The sequence below is a fragment of the Bradyrhizobium sp. Kon37 genome (assembly GCF_055807535.1).
The window spans coordinates 15,926-39,316 of record NZ_JBVVOY010000001.1; the positions used below are offsets into that span (position 1 = coordinate 15,926).

Consider the following 23,391-nt stretch of genomic DNA (forward strand, 5'->3'; position numbering starts at 1 on the left):
CGATCCCTGATTAGAGTATGGGCTCACTCCGTTCTACCCGCCCGAGCTCCTCGCCTATGCCCATTCTCCGCCTCTACACCCGCGTTCTCGAGCTGCTCGGCAAGGAGGCACGGCTGGGCTGGCTGCTCGCGGTCGTCAATCTCCTGCTTGCGGGCTCGCAATTCGCCGAACCGGTGCTGTTCGGCCGGATCGTCGATGTGCTCTCGGGCAAGACGGTCGCAGGCTCCAACTCGGCCTGGCCGTTCCTGGTTGCATGGGTCGCGTTCGGGCTGTTCACCATCGCCTGCAGCGCGGTCGTAGCGTTGCAGGCCGACCGGCTCTCCCACCGCCAGCGGCAGGCCGTCCTGACCGACTATTTCGAGCACATCCTGCAACTGCCGCTGACCTTCCATTCCGGCACGCATTCGGGCCGGCTGATGAAGGTCATGCTCAACGGCACCGATGCGCTGTGGCGGCTGTGGCTGGGCTTCTTCCGCGAGCATTTTGCCGCCATCCTCTCGGTCGTGGTGCTGCTGCCGCTGTCGCTCTACCTGAACTGGCGGCTTGCAATCCTGCTGTTCGTGCTCTGCATCGTCTTCACCGCGCTGACAACTTTCGTGGTGCGCAGGACCTTCGGCATGCAGATGGAGGTGGAGGAGCACTACAGCGAGCTCTCAGCGCGCGCGTCCGACGCCCTTGGCAACGTCGCGCTGGTGCAGAGTTTCGTCCGCGTCGAATCCGAGGTGAAGGGCCTGCGCTCCGTCGCCGACCAGTTGCTAGCAGCGCAAATGCCGGTGCTGTCGTGGTGGGCCCTCGTCACCGTCATCACGCGCGCCTCCACCACGATCACCGTGCTCGCGATCTTCACTTTCGGCATCGCGCTGCACGACCAGGGGCTGACCTCGGTCGGCGAGATCGTGATGTTCGTGAGCTTCGCGACGCTTCTGATCCAGAAGCTGGAGCAGGTCGTGAGCTTCATCAACAACGTGTTCATGGAAGCCCCGCGCCTGCGCGAGTTCTTCAACGTGCTCGATGCGGTGCCCGCGGTGCACGACCGGCACGACGCGATCGATGCGGGTCGGCTCTCCGGCCTCGTCGAATTCAACGACGTCACCTTCTCCTATGATGGCAAGCGGCCGGCGGTCGAGGACCTCTCCTTCACCGCGCTTCCCGGCCAGACCATCGCGCTGGTCGGCGCAACCGGCGCCGGCAAGTCGACGGCGATTGCGCTGCTGCATCGCGCCTTCGATCCGCAGTCCGGCTTCATCAGGATCGACGGCATGGACGTGCGCGGGGTGACGCTGACATCGCTGCGGCGGAACATCGGCGTGGTCTTTCAGGAGGCGCTGCTGTTCAACCGCTCGATCGCGGAGAATTTGCGCGTCGGCAAGCCTGATGCCACCGAGGTCGAGATGCGCAAGGCGGCGGAGCGCGCGCAGGCGCTCGAATTCATCGAGCGCAGCGGCGGCTTCGAGACCAATGCCGGCGAGCGCGGCCGCATGCTGTCCGGCGGCGAGCGCCAGCGGCTGTCGATCGCCCGTGCACTGCTGAAGGATCCGCCGATTCTGATCCTGGACGAGGCGACCAGCGCACTCGACGCCGTCACCGAGGCAAAGGTGAATACCGCTCTCGACGAAGTGATGAAGGGCCGCACCACCTTCGTGATCGCCCATCGCCTCTCCACCATCCGCAATGCCACGCGCATCCTGGTGTTCGAGAATGGACGTGTGATCGAAAGCGGAACTTTTGATGAACTCGTGGCCAAAGGCGGCCATTTCGCCGACCTCGCCAGGGCTCAGTTCATGGTTCAGGAGAACGCACGGGCCAGCGTGACAGCGGCTGAGGCTGCCGCGACGGCCGCCAAATCATTTTAGCAAGTCGCCTTGGCAAGTCACCTTGGCAAGTCCCCATCATATCGTCGAAATTCGGCCCATTTCATTGCGGAATACCCCGCTGATGCCCCTATTCCCGACGCACCAGCCGGTATAGGTTTGCGGCGCCGCAAGCGGCGGCGCTGGATTTCAGAACCGAACATCAGATCACGAGAGCCGACCGGAACCGGCGGGTCTCCAAGGACCGGAATCGGATAGTGCACGCTCTTCGCCCGCTGCTTCGTCAATCCCTGTTCAACCTGCTCGCCGCGGCACTCGCATGCGGCGCATTGCTCGCGCCGCGCGCGGCGAGCGCCGAAGCGCTGCTCCTGATCGAGGCCGACAGCGGCAAGGTACTGCAGGCGGAAAACGCGACCATTCCCTGGTATCCGGCTTCCGTCACCAAGATCATGACCGCCTATGTGACGCTGAAGGCGGTCAAGGACGGCAAGCTCACACTCGACACAATCCTCACTGTGTCGCCGACCGCAGCCTCGCAGTCGCCCTCGAAGATGGGGTTCCGCCCAGGAACGCAGCTTACCGTCGACAACGCACTCAAGATGATGATGGTGAAATCGGCGAACGACATGGCCGTCGTGCTCGCCGAAGGCGTCGGCGGTTCGATCGACGGCTTCTCGGCGCTGATGAACGACACGGCGCAGAAGCTCGGCATGACGCAGACGAGCTACGTCAATCCAAACGGCCTGCCCGCCGACGGACAGATCACCTCCGCGCGGGATCTCGGCATTCTCGCGCGCTCGTTCCTGCGCGACCTGCCCGAGTACGAGTATTTCGTGCATATTCCGGCAATCCGCTTCGGCAAGCGCGTCACCGGCAATTTCAACAAGCTGATCGGCCGCTATCCCGGCGCCGACGGTTTCAAGACCGGCTTCATCTGCGCCTCCGGTTACAACCTCGTCGCATCGGCCACCCGCAACGGCCGCCGGCTGATCGCCGTCGTGCTGGGCGCCAACTCCGGGACCGCGCGCGCGGTGAAAGCGGCGCAGCTGCTGGAGCGCGGCTTCTCGCAAGACAATCTCACCTGGCTCCGCCCCTCGCTCGGCACCGTCGACAAGCTGGTACCGGTCGATGCCTCGCCACCGAACCTGCGTGACGACATGTGCGGCGGCCATCGCAAGCGGCCGGCCAGCGACGATGACGACGCGCTGATCGCGACCAATGGCGGCACGTCCGGGTCCGCCTCGGCCACGGGCGGCGAAGCCCAGGTCACCTTCTTCACGGCCGGGCTTCAGCCGCCGCTGATGAAGGCCTCCGAGCTGATGGCCTCGGCCCCGGCGGCGGCCGAGCCCGTGCTGGTGTATACCGGTCCGACCCGCACCGGGACCGCCCTGATCGCGGCGGTCGCGGCCGATGCCGACCAGCAGGCGACGCCAAAGCCGCGTGGCAAGAAGTCGCGCGTCGCCAAAAAGCCCGACGCGGCAGACAAGCCGAAGGATGCCAAGACGGCGGCGGCAAAGCCTGACAGCAAGCCGGTGGCGGTCGCCAAGCCGGCCGACGGCAAATCCGCAGCCAAGCCGGCCGGTACCAAGCATGCCGCAGCCAAGCCCGATGCGGTGGCAAAGCCTGCGGTGAGCGGCGAGGCGGCCAAGCCCGCCAAGCCCAAGGCCGCGACCAAGCCCGCCAAGCCGGCCAACAACAGTTAACGGCCGACGCGAGGCGACCGCGCCGCACTTCGCACTTGCGGCAGCGCCATTGCGAGGATTCCGGTAGCCACTCCCTGACGTTTGTCTTAAGCCTCGACCGCTTGCCACCCGTTCCGGCAGGCTCGATACTGACGGCAATGAGGCAAGCCCGAGACACAACGGGCTCTGGTCAATGAGGGGAGTTTCCATGGAGCGCATCTGGCTTAAGCAATATCCGCCCGGCGTCCCCGCCGATATCGAGCCGACGCAATATTCATCGCTGGTCGATCTTCTGGAGGAGAGCTTCGCCAAGTTCGCCGACCGCAAGGCGTTCATCTGCATGGACAAGTCGATCAGCTATCGCGATCTCGACCAGATGTCGCTGGCGATGGCGTCCTACCTGCAAGGACGGGGCCTGCAACGCGGCGCCCGCGTCGCGATCATGATGCCGAACGTGCTGCAATATCCGGTAGCGACCGCGGCCGTGCTGCGCGCCGGTTTCGCCGTGGTCAATGTCAATCCGCTCTACACGCCACGCGAGCTCGAGCACCAGCTCAAGGATTCCGGTGCCGAAGCTATCATCGTGCTGGAGAATTTCGCCCACACCGTCGAGCAGGTGATTGCGAAGACGCAAGTCAAGCACGTCATCGTCGGCAGCATGGGCGACCTGCTCGGCTTCAAGGGCGTGATCGTCAATCTGGTCGTCCGCCGCGTCAAGAAGATGGTGCCGGCCTGGTCGCTGCCGGGCGCGGTGTCCTTCAACGACGCGATCTCCGCGGGCCGCTCTCTGGCCTTCAACAAGCCGAAGCTGTCGCCCGGCGACGTCGCCTTCCTGCAATATACCGGCGGCACCACCGGCGTGTCCAAGGGTGCCACCCTGCTTCATCGCAACATCGTCGCCAACGTCCTGCAGAACGACGCCTGGCTGCAGCCGGCGATGGCCGCACCGCCGCATGTCGATCAACTGATGGTCGTCTGCGCGCTGCCGCTCTATCACATCTTCGCGTTGACGGCCTGCTACCTGCTCGCGGTCCGCGCCGGCGGCTGCAATCTCCTGATCCCCAATCCGCGCGACATCCCGGGCTTCATCAAGGAATTGGCGAAGTACCAGGTCAACAACTTCCCGGCCGTGAACACGCTCTACAATGGCCTGATGCACCATCCCGACTTCAAGAAGCTCGACTTCTCCAAGCTGAAGATCTCGAACGGTGGCGGCATGGCGGTGCAGCGCCCGGTCGCCGAGCAATGGAAGGCGATCACGGGCTGCTCGATCGCCGAAGGCTACGGCCTGTCGGAGACATCTCCGACGCTGACCTGCAACACCACGACCGATCCCGAGTTCAACGGCACCATCGGCATCCCCGTGCCCTCGACCTGGATCTCGATCCGCGACGACGACGGCAACGAGATGCCGCTCGGCCAGCCCGGCGAGATCTGCGCCAAGGGCCCGCAGGTGATGTCGGGCTACTGGAACAGGCCGGAGGAGACCGCCAAGGTGATGACCGCGGACGGCTATTTCCGCACCGGCGACATCGGCATCATGGACGAGAAGGGCTACACCAAGATCGTCGACCGCAAGAAGGACATGATCCTGGTCTCCGGTTTCAACGTCTATCCGAACGAGATCGAGGAAGTGATCGCGAGCAACCCCGGGGTGCTCGAATGCGCCGTCATCGGCATTCCCGATTCCAAGTCGGGAGAGGCGGTGAAGGCGTTCGTGGTCAAGAAGGATCCGAACCTCACGGCGGAGGCCCTGGTCAAATTCTGCCAGGAGCAGTTGACTGGCTACAAGGTGCCCAAGCACATCGAATTCCGCACCGACCTGCCAAAGACTAACGTCGGCAAGATCCTGCGCCGGCAGCTCCGCGACGAGAAGAAGGCGGAGGCGGCGTAAGCGCCTCTTTCGTTCATGACCGACGACAGCAACATCAGCCCGGCCGGCATCCTCGCCTTCTGGCGCGAGGCCGGCCGCGATGCCTGGTACGAACGCAACGACGTATTCGACGCGGAGGTCAGGCGCCGCTTTCTCGCCCTGTGGCAGAAGGCGGTCGCTGGCGAGTTCTCGTCATGGGAGGCGACCGACGAGGGCGCACTCGCGCTCGTCATTGTGCTCGACCAGTTTCCGCGCAACATGTTTCGCGGCACGTCGCAGGCCTTCGCCAGCGACGCGTTGGCTCGCGACGTCGCCCGCCGCGCCATTGCGCGGGGTGCAGATCAAAGGATCGACCCGGTCCTGCTCGAATTCCTCTATTTGCCCTTCATGCATTCCGAGCACCTGCCCGACCAATTGCACTGCGTCGCGCTGTTTCAAAACACCGACAATACCGAAAACCTGAAATACGCGCGTGAGCACGCCGACATCATCCGGCGGTTTGGCCGCTTTCCCCACCGCAACCGTCTGCTCGGCCGCGACACCACACCGGACGAGCAGGCCTTCCTCGACGGCGGCGGGTTCGCCGGCTGATGACATAAAGGTGAAGGGTCCCGCCCTCACCGCCTGCCCTACCGGCAACATTGTGCACCGCCGCCGCACGGTCTAAAAAGCGGGACCGATTTTCAGGGAGACTGACGATGGCGATCCAGACTGGCGACAAACTGCCCGACGCGAAATTCCGAGTGATGACGGCCGAAGGCCCGCAGGTGAAGACCACCGACGATATCTTCAAGGGCAAGAAAGTGGCGCTGTTCGCGGTGCCCGGCGCCTATACCGGCACCTGCCACAAGATGCATCTGCCGAGCATCTTCCTCAATGCCTACGCCCTGAAGGACAAGGGCGTGGACACCATCGCCATCGTCTCCGTCAACGACGCCTTCGTCATGAACGCCTGGAAGCGCGACACCGACCAGCGCGACGAGGCCATCTTTCTGGCCGACGGCAATGCCGACTTCGCCAAGGCGATCGGCATGGAGCTCGACGCCTCCGGCAACGGTCTCGGCATCCGCTCCAAGCGCTATTCGATGCTGGTCGAGGACGGCGTGGTCAAGAAGCTGAACCTCGAGGCGATGCCGGGCAAGGTCGAGGTGTCTGGCGGCGATACTCTGCTCGGGCAGCTGTAAGTTTTAGACCCTGCCCTTTCCAAGGATGACGTCATGCCCGGGCTTGTCCCGGGCATCCACGTTCTTGGTCTTGCGCGGCAATGCGTGGATGGCCGGGTCAAGCCCGGCCATGACGAACAGAGAGACCTACTCCGCCACCCGCGCCTGCAACCGCGCCTTCACAATCCCGTCGCGCGCGAGCTGATCGGCGCGTTCGTTCTCGGGATGGCCTGCGTGACCTTTGACCCAGTGCCAGCGGATCTCGTGCTGCTTCAGCGCAGCATCGAGGCGCTGCCATAGTTCGACATTCTTCACCGGCTTCTTGTCGGCGGTGCGCCAGCCGTTGCGCTTCCAGCCGTGGATCCAGCCGGTGATGCCCTGACGGACATATTGGCTGTCGGTATAGAGATCGACGGTGCACGGCTTCTTCAGCGCTTCCAACGCGGAGATCGCCGCCATCAATTCCATCTGGTTGTTGGTGGTGTGGCGCTCACCACCGTTCAGTTCTTTTTCCTTGTCGCCGAACTTCAGGATCGCGCCCCAGCCGCCGGGCCCCGGATTTCCCGAGCAGGCGCCGTCGGTGTAGATCGTGACAATCGGAAGCTCGCTCACGCCACCAGCCCCGACGGCAACAGCCCATAGTCGCGCACGCTGGAAACGCTCTGGTGGAAGCGCAGCTTGCGGATATATTCCAACGGATCCTTCGGCCTGACCAGCGCGCCGGGCGGAACGTTGAGCCAGTCGACCAGCCGCGTCAGCAGGAAGCGCATCGCGGCGCCGCGCGCGAGCAGCGGCAGCGCTGCCTCTTCCGCCTCAGACAGCTTTCGCACGCGGCCATAGGCACTGAGGAAGGCCCGCGCCTTGGTGACGTTGAAGGAATGATCCGGCTCGAAGCACCAGGCGTTGAGGCAGATCGCGACGTCATAGGCAAGCCAGTCATTGCAGGCGAAAGTGAAGTCGATGATCCCCGACAGCTTGTCGCCCAGGAAGAAGACGTTGTCGTTGAAGAGGTCGGCGTGGATCACGCCTTCGGGCAGCTGCGTCGGCCAGACCCCGCTCTCGAGGTAGTCGAGCTCGTGGCTCAGGAAGGCGCGCAGGCCGGGCTGCACCTCGTCGGCCCGCTGTGACGCCGCATCGAACAGCGGCCGCCAGCCCGCGACCGACAGCGCGTTCGCACGCCTGATCGCGAAATTCGCGCCGGCCAGATGCATCCTGGCGAGCCCTTCGCCGACGCCGGCGCAATGGGCCGCGTTCGGCTTGCGCGGCCAGACGCCTTCGAGAAAGGTGATGATCGCGGCCGGCCGGCCCGACAGCTCGCGCAACGCCTCGCCGTCCGTTCCCTTCACCGGCAGCGGGCAATTGACGCCGTGCTCGGCCAGATGCGTCATCAGCGCGAGGAAGAACGGCAAATCGTTCTTCGCCACGCGCTTCTCATAGAGCGTGAGAATGAACGACCCCTTGGTCGTGTGCAGCAGGAAGTTGGAATTTTCGACACCCTCGGCGATGCCCTTGTAGGAGAGCAACTCGCCGAGATCGTATTGGTTGAGGAAGTCCGCAAGCTCGTCGGCGGCAACGTCGGTGTAGACCGCCATGAAGGTCTACTCGGCGGCGGCTTCGGGGCGCACCTGACGCGGCAGCGGGAAGAACTCGTTCTCTTCCGCGGCCGAGACCGTCTCCACATGCAACGTGAAGCGCTCGGCGAACGCGTCCATGATCTCCTCGACGATGACTTCCGGTGCCGAGGCGCCCGCGGTGATGCCGAGGCTGGTGATGTTCTCGAACCGCTTCCAGTCGATTTCGGTGGCGCGCTGCGCCAGCACGGCGATCGGGCAGCCCTCGCGCTCGGCGACCTCACGCAGGCGCTGCGAGTTCGACGAGTTCGGCGCACCGACCACGATCAGGGCATCGACCACCGGCGCCACCTTCTTCACCGCGAGCTGGCGGTTGGTGGTGGCGTAGCAGATGTCTTCCTTGTGCGGCCCGTTGATGTTCGGGAAGCGCTCCTTCAGCAGCGCCACGATCTCCGCGGTGTCGTCGATTGACAGCGTGGTCTGGGTCACGAAGGCGAGGTTGTTCGGGTCCTTCGGGGCGATGGTCTTCGCGTCCTCTGCGGTCTCGATCAGGGTCACGGCGCCGGTCGGGAGCTGGCCGAGCGTGCCCACCACCTCCGGATGATGGGAATGGCCGATCAGGAAGATCTCGCGGCCGCGCTTGAAATGGATCGCGGCCTCGCGATGCACCTTGGTGACCAGGGGGCAGGTTGCATCCAGCGAGAACAAATTGCGGGACGTGGCGTCGGCCGGAACCGATTTCGGCACGCCATGGGCCGAGAACACCACCGGCGCGGTGGTGTTTTCCGGGATCTCGGCGAGTTCCTCGACGAAGATCGCGCCCTTCTTCTTCAACCCATCGACGACGTACTTATTGTGCACAATCTCGTGGCGAACATAGACGGGGGCGCCGTACTTATCGAGCGCCCGTTCGACGGTGTCGATCGCCCGGACCACCCCGGCGCAGAAGCCACGGGGAGAACAAAGCACGATCTTGAGGTCTGGTTTGGCTGACATTGAGCGATCTCGGGACCGAATCACCTCGCCAAACGGGCGGGAAGCGGTCGATGAATGAATAGGGCTTGGGTACGGTCTTACAGGGAATTCAGAGGGAATTGGGCCCCCTTTCGGGCGCTGTCAAGGCACTATCTATAGCAGAACCATTGCGTGGCTACCCCCTCCGGGCTTATATAGCGCGAATTCCCAGTCATCGCTGATGACCACCGGTTTCGCCTCCAAAGGGGTGGGCGAAGCACAAAGGAGATTTGCCATGAGCAACGCACCTCTGATGCCCAAGGCGACCGCCGTCTGGCTGCTCGACAACACCGCGCTGACCTTCGATCAGGTCGCCGATTTCACCAAAATGCACCCCCTCGAGGTGCGCGCGATCGCTGATGGCGACGCCGCCCAGGGCATCAAGGGCATGGATCCCCTCTCCAACGGCCAGCTGACCCGCGAGGAGATCGAGAAGGGCGAGAACAACCCGGACTACCGGCTCCGCCTCCAGGAGAGCAAGGTGGTGCTGCCGCCGCAGCCCAAGCGCAAGGGCCCGCGCTACACCCCGGTCTCGCGCCGCCACGAGCGCCCGAGCGCCATCCTCTGGCTGCTCCGCAACCATCCCGAGCTCAAGGACGCCCAGATCATGCGCCTGGTCGGCACGACCAAGAGCACGATCGCCAGTGTCCGCGATCGCACCCACTGGAACACCTCCCAGCTGACGCCGATTGATCCCGTCACCCTCGGCCTCTGCTCGCAGATCGAACTCGATTTCGAGGTCGCGCGCGCGGCCAAGGAAAAGCCGATCGACGCAGCCTATGGCGGCGCCACCCTGCTGCCGGCCTCCGAAACCACCAAGAAGGACGAGTACGAACCCGCGGAGAGGTCCAGCGACGATCTCAACGTCGATGCCGTGTTCGCCAAGCTGAAGACGCTCGGCGGCAAGAAGCAGGACCAGGAGGAGGAGTAATCCTTCACTCTTCAGTCGTCATCGAATGCAAGCGCGGCGGGGAAACCCGCCGCTTTTTTTGGGTGACGCAAGAAGCTTCAGCAACCTCGTCATTGCGAGCGCAGCGAAGCAATCCAGATTGTCTTCGCGGAGAGATCCTGGATTGCTTCGCTGCGCTCGCAATGACGTAAAAGATGAAAAGCAGCCTCTACGGCCGGTCCGGATGGTTCAGCATGTATTCGCCGAGGTCGCGCTGGCGTCGGTCGGCGCGGGTGGTCGCGGCGCTGCGCTGGACGTCGCGGTCCTTGCGGCAGGCCACGTATTCGGGCGAGCCGGCCGCATAGCCGCGGCTCTGGCAGACCGCGTCGTCATCGTCGCCGCCCATTGCCACCGGCGTCTGGTAGCGCGCCGAGCAGGCGGAGAGAATGAGGCCCGCAAATGCAATCGCTAGAAACGGCTTCGAATTCATGGCAGGCCCTTCATGCTCATGGTGAGGAGCCCGCGCAGACGCGCGCCAGGCGCGCTCCTCAGGATGAGGATTGAGCGGAAAAATGCGGCCTATTCAAGCCCCATTGCAAACCTCACACCCGCCCCTTCAGCGCATCGCCGATCTCGTCCAGCACCTTGGGGTCCTCGATCGTCGCCGGCATGGTCCAGGCTTCACCATCCGCGATCTTCTTGATGGTGCCGCGCAAGATCTTTCCGGATCGCGTCTTGGGCAGGCGGCCGACGGTGATGGCGAGCTTGAACGCGGCAACGGGACCTAGCTTGTCGCGCACCAGCGCGATGATCTCCTTCTCGATCTCGGCGGGCGCCCGCTTCACACCCGCCTTGAGCACCAGCAAGCCGCAGGGTACTTCGCCCTTGATCGCGTCCTTGACGCCGAGCACGGCGCATTCGGCGACATCGGGATGCGAAGCCAGGATCTCCTCCATGCCGCCGGTTGAGAGCCGATGGCCGGCGACGTTGATGATGTCGTCGGTGCGGCCCATGACGAAGACATAGCCGTCGTCGTCCTTGTAGCCGGCATCCGACGTTTTGTAGTAGCCGGGGAATTCGGTGAGATAGGCTTCCTTGAAACGATCGTCCTGATTCCACAGCGTCGGCAGGCAGCCCGGCGGCATCGGCAGCTTGATCACGATCGAACCCATGGTGTTCGGACCGACCGGCTTTGCCGCTTCGTCGACCACGTCGACCTGATAGCCCGGCATCGGCACCGTCGGCGAGCCGTGCTTCACCGGCAGCTGGCCTAAGCCGACCGGATTGCCGGCGATGCACCAGCCGGTTTCGGTCTGCCACCAATGGTCGATGACAGGCACTTTCAATTGCTGCTCCGCCCATTCCACCGTCGGCGGATCGGCGCGCTCGCCGGCCAGGAACAGCGTGCGGAACGTCGAGAGGTCGTATTGCCGGATGAATTTTCCTTCCGGATCTTCTTTCCGGATCGCGCGGAACGCGGTCGGCGCAGTGAAGAAAGCGACGGCTTTGTGCTCGCAGATCACGCGCCAGAACGCGCCGGCATCGGGCGTGCCGACCGGCTTGCCCTCATACATGATCGAGGTCGCGCCGTGCAGCAGCGGGCCGTAGACGATGTAGCTGTGGCCGACCACCCAGCCGATGTCGGAGCCGCACCACCAGACCTCGCCCGGCTTGACGCCATACAGGTTGAACATGGACCATTTCACCGCGACGAGATGGCCGCCATTGTCGCGCACGACGCCCTTGGGAATGCCGGTCGTGCCTGACGTATAGAGGATGTAGAGCGGATCGGTAGCGGCGACGGGCACGCAAGGCGCCTGCTTGCCGTCGTTCATCCCCTTGCGGCGCAGGCCCGCCCAATCATAGTCGCGGCCGGGCGTCAGGGCGCAGACGAGCTGTGGACGTTGCAGCACGATGCAGGCCTTCGGCTTTGCGGCCGCAAGCCTGATCGCCTCGTCGAGCAGCGGCTTGTACTGCACGATGCGGCCGGGCTCGATGCCGCAGCTCGCCGACAGGATCAACTTTGGCTGCGCATCGTCGATGCGGGTGGCGAGCTCTTTCGCGGCAAAGCCGCCGAACACCACGGAGTGCACCGCGCCAATGCGCGCGCAGGCGAGCATCGCGACGACGGCCTCCGGGACCATCGGCATATAGAGGATGACGCGATCGCCCTTGGCGACACCAAAATCCTGCATGATGGCGGCGAGCGCCTGCACTTCGGCCAGCAGTTCGGCGTAGGTGAATTTGGTGACGCTATTTGCCAGCGGCGAATCATGGATCAGCGCGATCTGGTCGGCGCGGCCGCGTTCGACATGGCGGTCGAGCGCGTTGTAGCAGGTGTTGACGACGCCACCGCTGAACCAGCGGCCGTAGACCCCCTGCGAGGAATCGAAGATCTTTTTCGGTGGCTCGATCCAGTCGATCTCCTTGGCCGCCTCGGCCCAAAAGCCCTCAGGGTCGGCCAGCGAGCGCGCATAAGCCTCGTGATAGAGGCTCCTTCCGTCGATGTTTCCTTGGACGTTTCCTCGGACGTTCATTCCCGCGCTCCCGTTCCCTTTTATCGCCTGGCATTGACCTTGTGGCAGGACAAACGTCCCGCCATGACAGGGATCAAGTACCGGCCATGTTTGAGGGGTATTTTCCCGGGAACGGGCCGCGGTTCAAGCTGAAAAGAACAACGCTCAGCTATCCATCGCATTCAGCCGCTGCAGCCGGTCCTGCATGACCTTCCTGAGATCATAGCCCGGGCGGCCGAAGCTGGTATTGCGGGTGGCGAGGAAATCGCGCTGGGTGCGGCGGAGGTCGCCGGCCGAGCGGGACCCGGCCGATTTCAGCACTCGCTCGTAGGTCTCGGCGATCTGGCGATCGAGCACGCCCAGCTGCGGATCGGCACAGATCACCTTCTCGACCTCGCGCTTCGCAGTGGCACAATCGAACGACGGGCCATTGCCGGAATTCGCAGCGAGCGGCCGCAACGGCTCGCCGCCGAATTTCGCGATCTCCGCGATCATGGCGCGGCGGCCGGCGGCGGCGTTGTCATTGCCGGGATCGAGCCGCAGCGCGGTCTCGTAGTCGGCCAGCGCCTTCTTGCGCTCGCCCATCTTTTTGTAGAGCACGGCGCGGTTATTGTAGGTCTGCGCGAAATTCGGATCGAGTTTCAGCGCGGCCTCGTAGTCGCTCAGCGCCGCGCCAAGCTCGCCCTTGAGGTGGTAGGAGTCGCCCCGGTTGGTGAAGAAGTTCGGCCGCGGTGCCAGCCGCAGCGCCTGATCGTAATCGGCAATCGCCTTGTCGTACTCGCCCATGGCTGCCAGCGACAGGCCGCGATTGTCGTAATATTCGGGCACCTTAGGATCGAGCCTGATCGCCTCGCCGTCGTCGGCAACCGCCTTATCGAGCTGGCCGAGCTTCTTGTAGGCGGCGCCACGATTGGTGTAGCTGCGCGGCCGGTTCGGATCGAGGCGCAACGCCTCGCTGAGATCGCGGATCGCCTTCTCGTTGTCGCCGCCGAGATAATAGGTCACGCCGCGGTCGGACCAGGCCTGTGCATTGTCAGGCTTCAGCTTGATCGCCTGGTCGTAATCGGCAAGCGCGCGGTCGAGCCGGCGCTGGTTGGTGTAGACGACGCCGCGCAGCTCGTAAGATTCCGAATCCTGCGGATCGAGCTCGATGGCCTTGCTGAGGTCCGCCGCGGCGCGGTTGAGATCGCCGCCGGCCTCGCGGAGGAGATCGCCGCGCAGGCGCCAGGCTTTTGCGTTCTTGGCATCGAGCGCAATGGCGCGATCGATATCCCGCAGCGCCTGCGTGAGGCCGCCCGAGGTCCGCGCATTGGCGTCAGCGCGCACCAGCAATGCCGCGGCGCGATCGGAGGATGGATTTGAGGCCTGGTCAATGATGACGCTGCAGGCCGGGATCAGCTCAGCCGGAGCGGCCTTGCTCCCCATCGCGCAATCGACGCCGGCCGAGGCAGGGGCGACGAGGACGACGCTCATTGCCGCGCTGAGCAGGAGCGAGCGAAACGAGATTTTTGCAAACGAGAGCATTTGCGCGGAAGGATGCGTGCCGCACATGGCATAGGGCTCCGGAACATCAGGCTTTCACCATTGTCGCGGCGGGGAAGCGATGGGTTCAAAATTGAGCCAGTCAGGGGCGCACCAGCGCCCTTCTCACGAGAAGTCGTCATGCCCGGGCTTGAGGTTGCGGAGGCCCTAAAGTTTCAATACCCGTCCACCCCGTTGAGCCGCTGCAGCCGCTCCTGCATTGCCTTCTTCAAATCGTACCCCGGCCGGCCGAACCCGGCGTTGCGGCGGGCGATGAAATCGTCCTGCTCGCGCTGAAGCGCCTTCGCTTCGCCTGCATTGCGGGCTTCGCGCAACACGCGCGCGTTGGCGGCAAAGACCTCACGGTCGAGATCAGCGAGCTCGCGGTTGGCGCAGATCGCCTTCTCGACGGGACGGCGCGCACCCTTGCAAATGAAGCTGGGCTTGCCCGCGACCGCCATCTGCGCGCCGATCCGCTCGATCTCGCGCGCCATCGCCTTGTGGTTAACCTTGGCCTTCTCGTGGTTCGGATCGATCTTCAATGCCGCGCCGAAATCCTGCACCGCCTTGGGCTTGTCACCCTTCCTCAGCCAGAGCTCGCCCCGCGCGTTGAAGATATCGGCGAGACCGGAATCGAGCTCCAGGGCGCGGCTGTCGTCGGCGATCGCGCGGTCGACCTGATCATGCCGGGCAAACAGCGCGCCGCGCGCGATCAGCGCCTTGATCAGGTCGGCCTTCGCCGTCTTCTCGTTGTCGATCACGGCGGCGCAGGCCGTGACGGCCTTGTCAATGTCGTCGGCTGCGGCAGCCGCGAGGCACGGCGCGATGTCGACCTGCGGGACCGCGGCCGGTTCGCCGCCGGTCGCGGCATGAGCCACGACGAACGAGAGCGCGAAGAGCACCGCGGCGCCGGACCATTGAATGAGAAAACGCATGCTCGTCACAGTCGGCAAATCTTGGGTTTCAATCTTGAGTTAAGGTCCGGGTTGAGGTCTTGCCTTGGGGCTGCACTATCCATCATACGGCCGGATTGGTGCTAGCTTGTGGCGCCGCTCAAATCGGTTTCGGGGATCAACGTGTCGACATTCGAATGGATCATCGTGCTTCTGCTCGGCGCCGTTGGATTATCGGCGCTGGCGCGGCGGATCAAGGTCCCCTATCCGACCTTTCTCGCGATCGGGGGTGCACTGATCGCCTTTGTGCCGTCGAGCCCGTCCTGGACGCTGGAGCCCGACCTGGCACTGGCTCTTTTTGTCGCACCGGTCCTGCTCGATGCCGCCTTCGACACCTCGCTGCGCGATCTCCGCAACAATTGGGTTCCGGTCTCCACTCTGGTCGTCGCCGCCGTCGGCCTGACCACGGCCGCTGTGGCGTACGTTGCGCACCGGCTGATGCCTGACATGCCCTGGGCCGCCGCGGTTGCGCTCGGCGCCATCGTGGCCCCGCCGGACGCGGCCGCCGCAGTCGCGATCCTGAGCCAGGTCAAGCTGCCTCACCGCATGGTCAAGGTCCTTGAGGGCGAGAGCCTGCTCAACGACGCGACCGCGCTCCTGATCTATCGCATCGCGGTCGGAGCGATCGCCACCGAGCATCTGGCATGGAGCCAGGTCGCGCCGACCATGGCGCTGGCCCTGGTCGGTAGCGTCGTCGCGGGCCTGGTCGCAGGCCGCATCATTCCGCTGTTCATGGAACGCGTGAAGGAGGCGCCGAGCGCGATCATCGTGCAGTTCGCCACCACCTTCATGGTCTGGATTGCCGCCGAGCATCTCGGTCTCTCCGGCATCCTCACCATCGTGGTCTACGCCATCACCATCGCGCGCACGGCGGGGGCACGCATGCCGGCGCGGCTGCGAGTACCTTCCTATGCGGTGTGGGAGACCATGGTGTTCGTGCTCAACGTGCTCGCCTTCATGCTGATCGGCATGCAGATGCGGCCGATCTGGACGCGCCTCGATGCGGACGTGCGCTGGGACTATTGCGTGGCGGCCGCCTGGATCCTGCTCACCGTGGTCCTGGTGCGGCTCGCCTGGATCACGTTCTACCGCACGACGCTGCGCACGCTGGTGGCGCACGGCATCTATCACCCCAAGGATCCGAAGCAGGTCGCCTCGGCCAAGGGCGGCCTCATCATCTCCTGGTGCGGCATGCGCGGCTTGGTCACGCTCGCCACCGCCTTTGCCCTGCCGGAGAGCTTTCCGCATCGTGACTTCATCGTCTTCTCGGCGTTTGCCGTCGTGCTCGGCACGCTGGTCGTGCAGGGCCTGACGTTGCGGCCGCTGATCCTGGCGTTCGGCCTCAAGGACGACGATCCCGTCGGCATCGAGGTCGCGCGCGCCCGGGCCGTTGCCTATCGCGCGGCGCTCGACGCAATCGAGGACGATCCGTCGGAGGAAGCGGAAATCCTGCGGCTCGAATATCGCGCCATCCTGATGCAGGCCGACGACGATCCCCATGGCGGCATCACCAACGGCGAACTGCCCGCCGACCCGCTGCGCCGCCGTGGCATCGCGGCCGCGCGAAGGTCGATCTTCGATCTCCGGGCCAGGGAAGTGATCGGCGACGATGCGTTCCATCGGATCGAGGAAGAGCTCGATCGCGCGGAATTGAGCGCTGGGGGTTAAATCCCCATCCCCGACAAGTGCCCTGCACAGGTGGCTAGGGCTTGAACCAAACGCCGCCTCCCCAGACTCATCCCTCATGACGACCCTGATCGACGACCGTCGTGTGCGCGCGCGAGATGCGTCGCCCGCACGATATTTCTATCTCCACATGGCACTGGCCTGCGCCGCCACCGCTTTTCTCGGCTTCGCACCGACCTATTTTGTGCCGCTCGCCAACCGGACACTGTCCGCAAGCCCCGTCATTCATTTCCACGGTCTGTTGTTCTTCACCTGGTCGCTCTATTTCGTGATCCAGACTTGGCTCGCCGCCTCAGGCCGCGTGGTCAATCACCGTGCGCTCGGCATCGCCGGCGTTTCGCTCGCGACCGCGATGACGATCTTCGGCTTCCTCGCCTCCGTCCATGTGATGCAGCATTCCGCGGCGCTGGGACAGAAAGAGGCCGGCATCGCCTTCTCGATCGTGCCGATGAGCGGGATCGCGTTCTTCGCCGGTGTATTCGTGCTCGCGATCATGAACACGCGAAAGCTGGAGATTCACAAACGCCTGATGCTGCTCGCCGCGGTCTCGATCCTCGATGCGGCGATCGCGCGCTGGTTTCTCACCTTCCTCGCGCCTCCGGGACCGCCCGGGCCGCCGCCGGTGCCCGTCACCATCGCGCCTGCAGTGGTCGCTTCGTTGCTGCTCGTCGTCGCCATGGTACGCGACTGGCGCACCGAAGGCCGGGTGCACACGGTCTACATCACCGGCACGCTCGCGATGCTGGCGGTGAAGGTGCTGAACTGGCCGGTCAGCGAGACCGCGGCGTGGCATTCGTTTGCCGGCGGGATTCTGGCGCTGGCGCAATGATGTCGTCCTGGCGAAAGCCAGGACCCATTACCCCGAATGCGAATTGTTGAAGAAGCCGGAGCCGGCAGTCTTCGTCAAACCGAGCCTTGTGGTAATGGGTCCTGGATCAGCGCTCGCTGCGCTCGCTTGTCCAGGACGACGGCGAATATGGAGCGGCGCCTACGCCCCCGCCTTGCATGTGATCCCGCCGTCCACGACGAGTTCGATCCCCGTCACATATTTCGCTTCGTCCGAGGCCAGGAACAGCGCGGCATTCGCCACGTCCCACGCGTCGCCCATGTGGCCCATCGGCACTTGCGCATCGCGCGCCCGCCACATCGCTTCGACGTCGCCCTTGGCGTAACTGGCGGCGAGACCTGCGGAATGCTCCACCATCGGCGTCTTCATCAGGCCGGGCAGGATCGCGTTGACGCGGACATGATGGCGCGCAAACTCGATCGCGGTGGTGCGCGTCATCTGGTTCATCGCCGCTTTTGAAGTGCCGTAAGTGACGTAGGAGATACCCATGTGGCGGATCGAGGCGATCGAGGAGATGTTGATGATCGAGCCGCCGCCCTGCTTCACCATCACGGGAATGACGTGCTTCATGGCGAAATAGGCGCTCTTGAGGTTGACGCTGAAGACGCGGTCCCAGCTCTCCTCGGTCACTTCGACCACGCTGCCCATCTCGGCGATGCCGACATTATTGTCGAGTACGTCGATGCGGCCGTAGGCCTTGAGGCACGCTGCGACCATCGCCTCGACCTCGCGCGCATTCGAGACGTCGGCAGTGAACGCGCTCGCCTTGCCGCCTTCGTCCGTGATGATCTTCGCGGTCTCCTCGGCGGCCGCGCCGTTGCGATCGACGCAAAACACCTGCGCGCCCTCGCGCGCAAAGGTGACCGCGGTGGCCTTGCCGTTGCCCCAACCCGGCCCGATCGAGCCGGCGCCCACCACCATCGCAACCTTGCCCTTGAGCCGATCCATCGCGTTTCTCCCGTGTCGTTGTTCTTGTAGCCCGGATGAGCGTAGCGATATCCGGGGCCGCCGCTCCCGGATGTCGCTTCGCTCATCCGGGCTACGGATCGTCGCAGACCTTCATCGTGGTGACGTTAGCACCAATGGGATGACCGACAATCTCGGACAACGTCCGGCACTTGCCGTCATAGCATAGCCGCCATTCGCCAGCTGCGCCGGAATTGCCCAGCAACACCTCCGGCATCGGCGCGCGGGAGGGCCTCCATTGAAACCAGCCGTCGACGAGGCGCGCCTCGGGCGGCGGCTCCATGCCGGGGCCGGTGCCCTTGACGCGTGCCTGCGTCAGTTCGAGCCCGGCGGAGGTGACGCGCCAGTCTTCCTGCCAGTCGACCTTCGCGATCGAATGCGTCCACACCAGCGTGAACGCGGACAGCGCCAGCGCCTTCACGCCTGAGGCTGTGACGAAGCAGAGGCTCACACCGCCTCGACCGGCGCCGGCGGGCGCCGACGCCACTGCCACAGCACGATGGCCGCAGCGAGCAGGAAGCCCGCGGCGTCGCTGAACGGGAAGTCGCCGAGCAGGCACAGCGCAGCACCGAGCGCGACCAAACGTTCGAGGAATGTCAGGCGCGTGAACAGGAAGCCAATCGCGACCATGCCGAACAACGCGATCGCGACCAGCGCCTTGAGGGTTGCCAGCGCCACTGCGCCGTAAAAGCCGAGCTTGGCCGCCATGGGATCGCCGCCCTGCAGCATCAGCGCCGGCGAATAGACGAAGATGAAGGGGATAACGTAGCCGGCGAGCGCGATGCGCATCGCCTCCCAGCCGATCTTGTCCGGATTCTCCTTCGCGATCGGTGCTGCGGCTAACGCCGCCAGCGCCACCGGCGGCGAGAGGTCGGCCATGATGCCGTAATAGAACGCGAACATGTGGCTCGCAATCAGGGGCACGCCAAGTTTCGCCAGCGCGGGCGCCGCGAGCGCTGCCGTGATGATGTAGGTCGGGATGGTCGGGATGCCGGTGCCGAGCAGGATCGACAGCAGCATGGTCATGATCAGCGCCAGGAACAGGCTCTTCTCGCCGAGGCCGATCACCCAGCCGCCGAAGATGGTGCCGACGCCGGTCTGCGACATCATACCGATGATGACGCCGACGATGGCGCAGGCCATGCCGACGGTGATGGCGGATTTCGCGCTTTCGGCCAGCGCATCGCGGCAGGCGCGCAGGGCGGAAAATCCACCGCGCACGAACGCAGTGATCACGATCAGCGCGACGACGACGCAGGCGACCGGCACGATCTGAAGACCGTCACGCGAGAGCGCGGCGACGACGAGCGCGAGCCCGATCCAGAAGATATAGCGGATCGCCATCGAAGGCGCGCCCGTCGTGATGGCGGTGCCAAGGATCAGCGCCACCGTCAGCGCAAGGCCCATGCTGCCGGCATAGAGCGGCGTAAAACCTTCGAACAGCATGTAGACCAGCGCCGCGAGCGGCAGCACGAGATACCAGCGCGTCACCAGCGCCTTCCAGGCACTTGGAATCTCGGAGCGCTTCATGCCCGTGAGGCCGTGCTTGCCGGCTTCCAGATGCACCATCCAGAAGGCGGAGGCGAAATAGAGCATCGCGGGAATTGCGGCCGCTTTCACGACCTCCGAGTACTGGACACCGAGCGTCTCCGCCATGATGAAGGCAACCGCGCCCATCACCGGCGGCATGATCTGTCCGCCCATCGAGGCTGTGGCCTCGACGCCGGCCGCGAACGCGCGGCGATAGCCGAACCTGATCATCAGCGGAATCGTGAACTGGCCGACGGTGACGACATTGGCGACGCCGGAGCCGGAGATCGTGCCCATCATGCCCGAGGCGAACACCGCCACCTTGGCCGGGCCGCCGCGGGTCCTGCCGAATAACCCAAGAGAAACGTCGGTGAAGAGCTGGATCATGCCGGCGCGCTCCAGGAACGAGCCGAACAGGATGAAGAGGAAGATATAGGTCGCCGAGACGTAGATCGGCACGCCGTAGAAGCCCTCGGTGCCGAACGACAGATGCGTGACGATCTGGTCGAAATCATAACCGCGATGGTTGAGCGGCGACGGCAGATACTGGCCGAAGAACCAGTAGACGAGGCAGGCGCCGCACATCAGCGGGAGCGCCGCACCCATCAGCCGCCGCGTGCCCTCGAAGATCAGGACGGCGAGCAGCGTGCCGACCACGAGATCGAGGCGCGTCGGATCGCCGTCACGTGCGATCAGATCCGCATAGAAGATCCATTGATAGAGCCCGCACAGAAAGCCGGCGCCGCCGATCAGCCAGCCGATCGCGCGGCCAAAATCGCTTTTAGCAGTGAAGTTGCCGATCAGGCCGAAGGTGAGGAGAATAAGGAAGCCGACATGGACGCCGCGCACCACCTGGCTCGGCAGATAGTTGAAGGCCGCGACATAAAGCTGGAAGGTCGCGAAGGCGATGCCGATCCAGTAGGCGAGCGTGCCCCACCAGCCCGGGCCAAAACCTTCCGGAAAACCGTGCTCGAAATTGTCGAACTCGACCTTGATGGGCGCTTCCGCGGTGCCCTCTGCCTTCTCCAGCATTTCAACCCATCCCCAATCGTCGAGCGCTTATAGCATTGGCACGGTCCATCCGCGCCGTCATGCCTGGGCTTCCACGATCTTTCTCGCTTGGCCTTGGAACGTGGATGGCCGGGACAAGCCCGGCCATGACGCCCGATAACGAAAGCTGATTACTTGATCAGCCCCTTTTCCTTGTAATAGCGGATCGCGCCGGGGTGCAGCGGAACCGGGCTGCCGCTGGCGGCCGTCTCGAGCTTGATCTCCTTGCCGGCCGCATGCGCGTTGGCGAGCTCGGGCAGCGACTCGTAGACCAGTTTTGTCATCTGGTAGGCGAGATCGTCCGACACCGCCGAGCTGGTGACGAGATAGTTGATCACGGCCGCGGTCGGTACGTCCTTGTCCTGCCCTGTGTAGGTGTTGGCGGGAATGGTCGCCGCGACAAAGGGCAGGCCGATCTTGTCGACGGTCTCCTTCGGCACCGACACCACCGTGATCGGGCTCGAGGTCGACAGATCCTTCAGCGAGGCCACGCCGAGGCCGGCCGATTGCAAGGTCGCGCCGAGTTGGCGGTTCTTCATGAGATCGACGGATTCGGCAAACGGCAGATACTCGACCTTGCCGAGATCCTTGTAGCTCATGCCGGCCGCTGCCAGGATCGCGCGCGAATTCAGCTCCGTGCCCGATTTCGGCGCGCCGACCGACAGGCTCTTGCCCTTGAGGTCCGCCAGCGTCTTGATGCCGCTCTCGGCGGTCGCGACGATCTGGATGTAGTTCGGATAGATCGCGCCGATCGTGCGCAGCTTGTCGAGCTTGGTCTTGAAGCCCGCCTCCTCTTCGCCGTCCCAGGCCGCTTTCAGCGAGTCGCCCAGCGTGAACGCCAGCTCGCCGCGCCCTTGTTGGAGCAGGATCAGATTCTCGACCGACGCCTTGGTGGCCTGCACCTGCGTCTTCACGTTCGGAATCTTGTCGCCGTAGATCTTCCCGATCGCGACCCCGAGCGGATAGTAGACGCCGGAGGTGCCGCCGGTCAGCACGTTGATGAAGGATTGCGCCTGCGCGCAAGGCGCCGAGGCCGCCAGCGCAAGAGCCGCGGCCACGCCGAAAATCGTCCGTTTCATGATCTTTTCACTCCCCAAACCGGCCGGGAAGTTGGCCGGATGAGGGGTGCGGGTCAACCCATCCAAAAGTCAAAACAGGACTGCGGTAAATGGCTGTCCTGGCTCGATTTTTGGGGAACCCACGGGTGCGGCGAGGTGGCGCAGCCAGGTCTCGACAGCCCCCTCACTGGAAGGTCATGTCCAGACATTTGGAGATGTCGGAGCCGAGGCCGGAGGAGATGATGATACAGCCGCGGACTTTCTGCGCGCCGACGTCGGCGGCCCAGACGGAGTAGCCGCCGGGGCCGAAGAACGAATTGGTGTTCGGCGGCTCGGTCTCGGTGGCGTCGAAATCGTAATGCCCGTCGGTCTCGAAGATGCGCGGCTTCTTGGTGCAGGCGCCGTCGGTCTGGACGTTGATGACTTCCTTGTTGTCGCGGGTCAGCGCCAGCGAGACCTGGCAGCGGAAATATTCCGAGGTCTTGGTGTTGAAGAGGTAGGTGTAGGACTTGCAGGTCGCGGTGTTCAGCTTGCCCGGGGCCAAGCCGCGGCTGCACGAAATCCTCTGGTTGTGGCTGAGCTGGTAATCATCGGCCCGGGCGGCCGGCGCGAGCACCGTCAGCAACAGGCCGGCGGCCCAGCAAGCTTTCATGACGAGGTTCATTCGAATCATCCCCTACCCAATGTTTTTGTCGAATTGCGTTCTAGACGGAAAGCGGAACATAGTCGCGCGGGGACGAAGGGAAAATCACAAACTGCTCGGCAAGACGTGATGCGCTGCGGCGCTTTCGCAAATTGACCCGGAAGCGCCGTTCGTGATTTGTTCAAGCCGGGCGCCTCGATGGGGAGGATAGGGTGATGGCATTTTCGACAAGGATTTTTCTGGTGACGGCCGTGCTCGGCGCGTTGGCTGCACCCGCATTGGCGCAGACCGCTGCAACACCTTGGGAGCTCAAGCCCGACACCGGCTACGCCTATGACAAGGACGGCAAGACCTTTTCCTACAAGATGGGCACCAGCAATGCCGGTGAACTTCTGAAGGGCGCCAAGAAGGTACCGAAAGGCACGCTGTTCTTCATCGGCCACAACGGCCAGCTCTACATGCGCAGCGGCCCGTATCTGGAAGGCGACGGCAAGTTCAAGTTCGGGTCGGATCAGTAGGGCGGGTCGCGGCGCGCTCCCTCGCCCCGCTCTTGCGGGGAGAGGGTTGGGGTGAGGGGCTGCCTCCGCGCATGAGATCGTAAAGAGACCTGTACCCCCT

At 64.3% G+C, this 23,391-nt stretch carries 21 protein-coding genes; 9 read left to right on the forward strand and 12 right to left on the reverse strand.

Features of this window, described 5'->3' with window-relative positions; genetic code table 11:
- Positions 1 to 56 precede the first annotated feature (56 nt).
- The 5 genes from AC0L3J_RS00100 to AC0L3J_RS00120 all read left to right on the forward strand — a co-directional run bounded on the left by AC0L3J_RS00100 (position 57) and on the right by AC0L3J_RS00120 (position 6,550).
- Positions 57 to 1,853 (forward strand): glucan ABC transporter ATP-binding protein/ permease, encoded by a 1,797-nt coding sequence (locus AC0L3J_RS00100; RefSeq protein ID WP_473345428.1) that lies wholly within the window; start codon positions 57 to 59, stop codon positions 1,851 to 1,853.
- A gap of 215 nt (positions 1,854 to 2,068) precedes the next feature.
- Positions 2,069 to 3,514, forward strand: coding sequence for a D-alanyl-D-alanine carboxypeptidase family protein (locus tag AC0L3J_RS00105; RefSeq protein WP_473345429.1), 1,446 nt, complete (start codon positions 2,069 to 2,071; stop codon positions 3,512 to 3,514).
- Between the two features lie 187 nt (positions 3,515 to 3,701).
- Entirely contained in the window at positions 3,702 to 5,387 is a 1,686-nt protein-coding gene (locus tag AC0L3J_RS00110) for a long-chain fatty acid--CoA ligase (protein WP_219680612.1), read from the forward strand.
- A 15-nt stretch (positions 5,388 to 5,402) separates the two neighbouring features.
- Positions 5,403 to 5,957, forward strand: coding sequence for a DUF924 family protein (locus AC0L3J_RS00115; protein WP_473345430.1), 555 nt, complete (start codon positions 5,403 to 5,405; stop codon positions 5,955 to 5,957).
- Positions 5,958 to 6,064: 107 nt separating this feature from the next.
- Positions 6,065 to 6,550, forward strand: a complete 486-nt coding sequence (locus tag AC0L3J_RS00120) for a peroxiredoxin (protein ID WP_456767484.1) — start codon at positions 6,065 to 6,067, stop codon at positions 6,548 to 6,550.
- Positions 6,551 to 6,676: 126 nt separating this feature from the next.
- On the opposite strand, the gene rnhA is transcribed toward AC0L3J_RS00120, so the two are convergent.
- From rnhA to ispH, 3 genes are read right to left on the reverse strand one after another with little or no spacing between them, the layout of a single operon-like run.
- A complete protein-coding gene (rnhA, locus tag AC0L3J_RS00125; RefSeq protein ID WP_354061045.1) occupies positions 6,677 to 7,141 on the reverse strand; it encodes a ribonuclease HI in 465 nt (154 codons plus the stop codon).
- The gene (locus tag AC0L3J_RS00130; RefSeq protein ID WP_473345431.1) at positions 7,138 to 8,121 is read right to left on the reverse strand and encodes a homoserine kinase; all 984 of its coding nucleotides are present in this window, start codon (positions 8,119 to 8,121) and stop codon (positions 7,138 to 7,140) included. Before AC0L3J_RS00130 ends, rnhA begins: the two co-directional genes overlap by 4 nt.
- A 6-nt stretch (positions 8,122 to 8,127) precedes the next feature.
- Positions 8,128 to 9,096 (reverse strand): 4-hydroxy-3-methylbut-2-enyl diphosphate reductase, encoded by a 969-nt coding sequence (ispH, locus tag AC0L3J_RS00135; RefSeq protein WP_007597506.1) that lies wholly within the window; start codon positions 9,094 to 9,096, stop codon positions 8,128 to 8,130.
- A gap of 253 nt (positions 9,097 to 9,349) precedes the next feature.
- Between ispH and AC0L3J_RS00140 the strand changes: the two genes are divergently transcribed.
- Complete coding sequence (locus AC0L3J_RS00140) at positions 9,350 to 10,045, forward strand: DUF1013 domain-containing protein (protein WP_007597507.1); 696 nt, start codon at positions 9,350 to 9,352, stop codon at positions 10,043 to 10,045.
- Positions 10,046 to 10,232: 187 nt separating this feature from the next.
- Here the strand turns inward: AC0L3J_RS00140 and AC0L3J_RS00145 are convergent, their stop codons facing one another.
- From AC0L3J_RS00145 to AC0L3J_RS00160, 4 genes are all read right to left on the reverse strand, one after another.
- Positions 10,233 to 10,493, reverse strand: coding sequence for a hypothetical protein (locus AC0L3J_RS00145; protein ID WP_007597509.1), 261 nt, complete (start codon positions 10,491 to 10,493; stop codon positions 10,233 to 10,235).
- A gap of 112 nt (positions 10,494 to 10,605) precedes the next feature.
- On the reverse strand, positions 10,606 to 12,540 hold the full coding sequence (locus AC0L3J_RS00150) for a propionyl-CoA synthetase (RefSeq protein ID WP_473345432.1): 1,935 nt from the start codon (positions 12,538 to 12,540) through the stop codon (positions 10,606 to 10,608).
- A gap of 144 nt (positions 12,541 to 12,684) precedes the next feature.
- The gene (locus AC0L3J_RS00155; protein ID WP_456767480.1) at positions 12,685 to 14,070 is read right to left on the reverse strand and encodes a tetratricopeptide repeat protein; all 1,386 of its coding nucleotides are present in this window, start codon (positions 14,068 to 14,070) and stop codon (positions 12,685 to 12,687) included.
- Positions 14,071 to 14,216: 146 nt separating this feature from the next.
- Positions 14,217 to 14,975, reverse strand: a complete 759-nt coding sequence (locus AC0L3J_RS00160; protein ID WP_473345433.1) for a tetratricopeptide repeat protein — start codon at positions 14,973 to 14,975, stop codon at positions 14,217 to 14,219.
- A gap of 108 nt (positions 14,976 to 15,083) precedes the next feature.
- Between AC0L3J_RS00160 and AC0L3J_RS00165 the strand changes: the two genes are divergently transcribed.
- On the forward strand, positions 15,084 to 16,661 hold the full coding sequence (locus AC0L3J_RS00165; protein ID WP_473345434.1) for a cation:proton antiporter: 1,578 nt from the start codon (positions 15,084 to 15,086) through the stop codon (positions 16,659 to 16,661).
- 76 nt (positions 16,662 to 16,737) lie between these two features.
- Positions 16,738 to 17,508, forward strand: coding sequence for a hypothetical protein (locus AC0L3J_RS00170; protein WP_473345435.1), 771 nt, complete (start codon positions 16,738 to 16,740; stop codon positions 17,506 to 17,508).
- A gap of 159 nt (positions 17,509 to 17,667) precedes the next feature.
- Here the strand turns inward: AC0L3J_RS00170 and AC0L3J_RS00175 are convergent, their stop codons facing one another.
- The 5 genes from AC0L3J_RS00175 to AC0L3J_RS00195 form a co-directional block, all read right to left on the reverse strand.
- A complete protein-coding gene (locus tag AC0L3J_RS00175) occupies positions 17,668 to 18,474 on the reverse strand; it encodes an SDR family NAD(P)-dependent oxidoreductase (RefSeq protein WP_473345436.1) in 807 nt (268 codons plus the stop codon).
- A gap of 91 nt (positions 18,475 to 18,565) precedes the next feature.
- Positions 18,566 to 18,943, reverse strand: a complete 378-nt coding sequence (locus AC0L3J_RS00180) for a DUF1850 domain-containing protein (RefSeq protein WP_473345437.1) — start codon at positions 18,941 to 18,943, stop codon at positions 18,566 to 18,568.
- Positions 18,940 to 21,054 (reverse strand): TRAP transporter permease, encoded by a 2,115-nt coding sequence (locus AC0L3J_RS00185; RefSeq protein WP_473345438.1) that lies wholly within the window; start codon positions 21,052 to 21,054, stop codon positions 18,940 to 18,942. Before AC0L3J_RS00185 ends, AC0L3J_RS00180 begins: the two co-directional genes overlap by 4 nt.
- A gap of 149 nt (positions 21,055 to 21,203) precedes the next feature.
- On the reverse strand, positions 21,204 to 22,151 hold the full coding sequence (locus AC0L3J_RS00190; protein ID WP_473345439.1) for a TAXI family TRAP transporter solute-binding subunit: 948 nt from the start codon (positions 22,149 to 22,151) through the stop codon (positions 21,204 to 21,206).
- Positions 22,152 to 22,314: 163 nt separating this feature from the next.
- Complete coding sequence (locus AC0L3J_RS00195) at positions 22,315 to 22,794, reverse strand: hypothetical protein (RefSeq protein ID WP_473345440.1); 480 nt, start codon at positions 22,792 to 22,794, stop codon at positions 22,315 to 22,317.
- Positions 22,795 to 22,988: 194 nt separating this feature from the next.
- Here AC0L3J_RS00195 and AC0L3J_RS00200 point away from each other — a divergent pair, with 194 nt between their 5' ends.
- Entirely contained in the window at positions 22,989 to 23,291 is a 303-nt protein-coding gene (locus tag AC0L3J_RS00200) for a hypothetical protein (protein ID WP_354162753.1), read from the forward strand.
- Positions 23,292 to 23,391 lie beyond the last annotated feature (100 nt).